This is a genomic window from Rhodococcus sp. (in: high G+C Gram-positive bacteria) (assembly GCF_049591685.1).
In the GTDB taxonomy this organism is placed as follows: Bacteria; Actinomycetota; Actinomycetes; order Mycobacteriales; family Mycobacteriaceae; genus Rhodococcoides.
In genome coordinates, this window is sequence record NZ_JBAWFH010000251.1 from 1 (window position 1) to 5,023 (window position 5,023).

Annotated in this window: 3 protein-coding genes; 1 reads left to right on the forward strand and 2 read right to left on the reverse strand. The window is 68.3% G+C overall.

Going from position 1 to position 5,023, the window contains the following annotated elements:
- Together WBQ44_RS10640 and WBQ44_RS10645 are read right to left on the reverse strand one after the other, a co-directional pair.
- The coding region (locus WBQ44_RS10640) for a LuxR C-terminal-related transcriptional regulator (RefSeq protein WP_495566657.1) at window positions 1-1,800 on the reverse strand (1,800 nt) is incomplete at its 3' end.
- A gap of 5 nt (window positions 1,801-1,805) precedes the next feature.
- Window positions 1,806-3,617 carry an Hsp70 family protein gene (locus WBQ44_RS10645; RefSeq protein ID WP_495566658.1) on the reverse strand — a complete coding sequence of 604 codons (1,812 nt, stop codon included), beginning with the start codon at window positions 3,615-3,617 and terminating at the stop codon, window positions 1,806-1,808.
- Window positions 3,618-3,900: 283 nt separating this feature from the next.
- On the opposite strand from WBQ44_RS10645, the gene WBQ44_RS10650 reads away from it, so the two are divergent.
- A partial coding sequence (locus WBQ44_RS10650) for an IniB N-terminal domain-containing protein (RefSeq protein WP_495566659.1) occupies window positions 3,901-5,023 on the forward strand: 1,123 nt, incomplete at its 3' end.

The window sequence follows — 5,023 nt, forward strand, 5'->3', positions numbered from 1 at the left end:
GAGTGCCGCCTCGCTGGCGAGCCTTGCGCCGTCCCAGGAGAGACCGAAATGGGCGAGCGACCGAGCCGCAGATTCGACGTCGGCAGGGTCGGGATGGCCTTGCAACACCGCGAGCCATGCTCGGCCCGCGCCGGCGAGTGCAGCGCCGAAGTGATTGGTTTCCGCCGCGAGCGCCAACGCCCGGGCGTGCGGTACGAGTTCGGCCGGCCGTTCGGCCAGAATCGCGGCCTGGACGCCGTACCAGTGCAGAGCCGACGACCACGCGTGTGGTTCGTCGAGCCCGGCGATCACGGCATCGGCTTGCGCGATCAGGTGCGAGACGCGTTCGGGCTGCCCGACGCGCACCGCGCCGAGCCACAACTCGCCCACCGGAAGGAGCGACAACAAATCCACGGAGTACTCGGCGACGACATCCTGCGCGTCCTCCCATGCCGTGGACAGCGACCCGGGATCACCGCTTCGCCGCGCCAGCCCGACGCGTAGGGCATGGAGGAAGAACCGATTCCTCGTGTGCGACAACGGTATCTGCATCGCATCGACGCGTGTCTGCGCTGCGGTGAGATCGCCCGCCAACATCGCCGACCACGCCTGCACCAACGCCAGCCGTTGTGCGTCCGGATGGCGGGGTGACAGTGTCGCGGTGCCGCGCCGAGCCGTCGACTCCGCTCGAGAAAGGTCTCCGCAGTGCAAGGCGAACAATGCTGCGACGGCTGCGGCCGAATCGGGGAGCGCCCGCGGAGTGCCACCGGCCAACGACACCGCGCGCATAAAGGTGTGGGTGACGGATGTGGTGTCCGCCGTGGACGTCGCAGCAACCGACTGCCGTAGTCCCTGGGTCACCAGCGAGGTGGCGGCGCTGGACGCTGTCGGCGGCGCCTGGCTCGCGGTGGCGGTCGCGGTGTGAGCCGCTGCCTGATCACCCGCGGTGAGTGCGAGGAATTCCGCGATGTCCGCATCGGGCCCGACTCGGTCGGCGCCCAGCCAGGTGTAGAGCTGATGGCTGCGCGAGACCATTCCGCGCGCGGCGGCCACCGTCGCCGACACCCTGACCGCCGTACGCAGCCGATGTACGTCCAGCGCGTCGAATCGTTCGAGGGCGCAATCGCAGAACCGCTGTGCCGCATCGATATCGCCCGCCAGGTATGCGGCTTCGGCGCGTTCCGCTGCGACGGCAAGCTCGTCTGCGCCTGCATCGACCGCACGGTCGTACAGTGCGGCAGCCGATTCGGGCGTCGCACGGGTCGCGGCGACGCGCAGGAAGTTGGCCAACTCCGAATGTTTGATGCCGAATGCCGCGAGCTGAATCGCAGTGTCGACGTCCAATGAATCTGTCTTGCACCGATATTCGAGTAGTCGAGTCAACGCAGACATCGACCGCCTCTTGCCCAGAACATCGACCAGTGCTCGCTCGACGTCGGGGAGTGCCAAGTCTGATCCGGACAGGACGCCCGCCGCGACAGCGCCGTCCAGCACTGCACGTGCGTCGATCGGCGCGTCGACCAGATCGGTCAACACTTCGACGTCCGAAGCGACACCGAAGTGGGACAGTGCAACAGCGACCTGTTCGTGCTCGTCCATTGCGCGAAGTGCCTCGACTCGATAGCCGTGCACCGCGTCCGTTATGAGCTTGGTGACGGGGATGTCGGCATCGGCGCGCTGTGCTGCGTCGAGGGCCACGTCCACCGTTGCCGGGCAGCCACCCGTCGCGGAGAGAATGGTTCCGGCCAATGCGCCGGACACAGGACGTCCGCGAGCGGCCGCGCGTGCTGAGATTTCGGGCTTGGTCAGAGCCGTCGACACGATGGTCAGCGTCCTCCGAGCAGCGGGCCGGTGACCCCGCCGACCACACCGCCGAGTCCTTGGCCCACGCCCTCGACGGCATTGCCGACCCCGTTCAGGGTGCCCGGTAGGGGATTCTGAATGGGAGGAACGTTGATCGTCGGCGCCGACGGAGCCGGCGGCGGTGGCGGCGGCTGCGGGACATTCACGTTCGGTGCGGGAACGTTGGGGACATTCACGTTCGGTGCGGGAACGTTGGGGGCATTCACGACGGGTGCGGGGGCTGGAGCAGCGGGTGCCGGTGCAGGTGCGGCGCCGCCGACAACCGGGGCTGCTGCGGCGGGCGCGGGGCTGTTGGGATCGGCGACGACGGTTCCGTCGGGGGCGATGACGGTGCCGGCTGCGGGGATCAGGGTGCCGTCGGGTGCAACCGTCGGAGCGGGCAGGCCGTTGGCCGTTGTGCCTGTTTGTCCGATGTCGGCGACGACCGCGGCCGTGGTTCCGGGTGCCGACGGGGTTCCGGTGGTGTCCGCGGTGTTCTCCGACACCGTGGCGACCTCGTTGTCGTTACCGGTGAGCGATGTTCCGAGGGACAGACCGCCTCCTGCGATGGCCACCAGTGCGGCGACCGATGCGAGGACTATTCCCGCCTTCTTACGCCCGGACATGCCCGGTGCCTGCGCTGCGGCTGCCGACGCCATGGACGTCGTCACCGGTCGGGGTGTGGGCCGGACGACCGGAACGGGAGCGGGGGGAACGTCCGCAACCGTGGTGCGTGCGATGTCGTTTCCGATGAGGGCGCCGCCGATGGCGGGGATGCGATCGGGGTGCGGGCCCGTGACGACGGGGACCCGAAGCTCGGACGACATCAGCTCTGCGACAAGAGGAATTGCGGCGCTACCACCGGTGAGCAACACCTGGGTGACCGCGGAGGCGTCGAGGCCCGCGGTGTGCAGTGTTTCGCGGACGAGCTCGATCGAATCGAGAACCGGCTGCCGGATGAGATCCTCGACTTCGTCTCGAACGAGCCTGGTGTCGGCGTGAAGGCCCGGCAGTTCGACCGAGAGGGTCGTGGCCGTCTCGTACGACAACTGCTCTTTGGCTTCGCCGCACCGAGCCCGCAGCTCGACGAGCGCACCGACGGTGTCGGGATCGAACGGGTCGAACTCGAAAGACCTACTGCTCGAGACGGTGTCTAGGACGTACTGCGTGATGAGGTGATCGAACTGAGAGCCGCCGAAATCCGTCGAGTGAACGCCGTTTCCGATGCTTCCTGCTTCGGAACCGGTGCGCATCAACGTGATTCCGAGAGATGTGGCACCGAGGTCGTAGATGACGGTCAAGCCCTCGCCGGGCTCGCCGCGACTGACTTCGAGCCACCGCATGGACGCGAACGACTCGGGCACGAGGGTGGCGTCGGGAACCCCTGCGCGTTCGAGTGCTGCGCGCAGGACGTCTGCGGTGTACCCGGTCCAGCGATCCGGATGGGTGACGACGACAGCCGGGGTGGACGGGGCATCGACGACTGCTTCGGTGACCAGCGCGCGAGTTGCCGTCGCGAACAGGTCTTCGGCGAGGTGCGCCGTGCCGTCCTCGTCGATGAGCGGTACCGGGTCGCCGACACGATCGGCGAAACCACTGAGCAGGTGACGCTGCTGCCTCGTCCACTGGGGCGCGAGGCTGGGCACGTCGCCGGACAGGTCGAGGGCGGAACGCCTTACCACCGTGGGCATCGCCTCGTCGGTGGAGAAATCACGGGCAGCGCGCGGGTCGTGGGAAAAGTCGAGCGCGGCCACCGAAGTGACCGTTCCGATCCGTACACCGAGCCCAGCGCTCATCGTATTCTCCGAAATCTCGTTGTGCAGCGACGCCCGTCGACGCTGTGAGTTGATGTCGAAATCATCGCACCTTTCGTTACTACTCACAGCGGGCCAGGACATGTTCGAGGGCAAACCCCCTAACGGCCCGCAATCCCCTAACGGACCACCCCTGGGCCCGCCGGCTCGAGTAGGGGGATGCACCCCGTTGGGCGATGCCCTCGGGGCCCATAGCTTTGTGATCAACCGCTTCCGATCAACCACTTCCGATCGACCAGGAACGACCACCACCGAAGGAGCCATCATGGCGACCAACGCAGTACTCGACTTCATCCTGAGCCTGCTCCGCGACGACGAGGCAGCTGCCGCGTACTGCGCCAATCCCGAAGGCGCTCTCGCCGCCGCCGGTCTGGGAGACGTCGCCCACGCCGACATCGTGGCCGTCGCACCGCTGGTGGCCGAGTCGGGACTGTTCGCCGGTGCCGGCACGCAGCTCTCCGCGATCCTGGGTGCCGGAGCGGGCGCCGCAGCAACCGTCGAAGGTGGCCTTGCAGGTGGCGCAGCCATCGGCGGCGGACTGTCGACGGGAATCGGCCTGACGGCAGGCGCAGTGGTCGGCGGAGGCCTCGCGGGTGGGGGCGTCATCGGCGGAGGAATCGGCGGCGGACTTGGTGGAGACATCGACCTGGCCGGCGACATCGCCGCCTCGATCGGTGCAGCACTGAGTGCAGCCCTCGCTCTCGGCGGTGAAATCGGTGCCGATCTCGGTGCGGCCTTCGGCGCAGCCCTCGAAGCCGTCATCGGCGCAGGGGGATCCATCGACCTGGGCGGTGCAGCCGACCTCGGTGGCGCACTGACCGGCCTGATCGGCGGCGGACTCGGTCTCGGTGCCGGCGTGGGCGCAGGCGTCGGGGCAGGTCTCGAAGGTGCCCTCGAAGCAGCTCTCGGCGCAGCCGGCAACATCGACCTCGGTGCACTCGTCGGGGTCGAAGGAGCACTCGAAGGAGCTCTCGGCGCAGTCTTCGGAGTCGGCGGAGAAATCGGCGCCAACCTCGGTGCCGCACTCGGGGACGTGTTCGGTGTCGTCATCGACGCCGGCCAGATCGATCTCGACCTCGTCGGCGGCCTCACAGGCGGCCTCGGGGCGGCCTTGACCGCAGGCCTCGGCCTCGGCGGCGGAATCGCTGCGGACCTCGGCGCAGCCCTCGACGCAGCAATCGGCGCGGGCGGCGGAATCGCAGGCGGACTTGCCGGTGGCCTGGAAAGCGTGTTCGCACTGCAGGGTGGCCTCGCGGCAGCCCTCGGATCCTCCCTCGGCGCAGTACTCGATGCAGGCGCACTGGCCGACCTCGACCTGGGCGGCCTGGCAGGCATCGACATCGGCGGAATCGTCGGCGGCGCACTCGGCACGGCACTCGACCTCGATG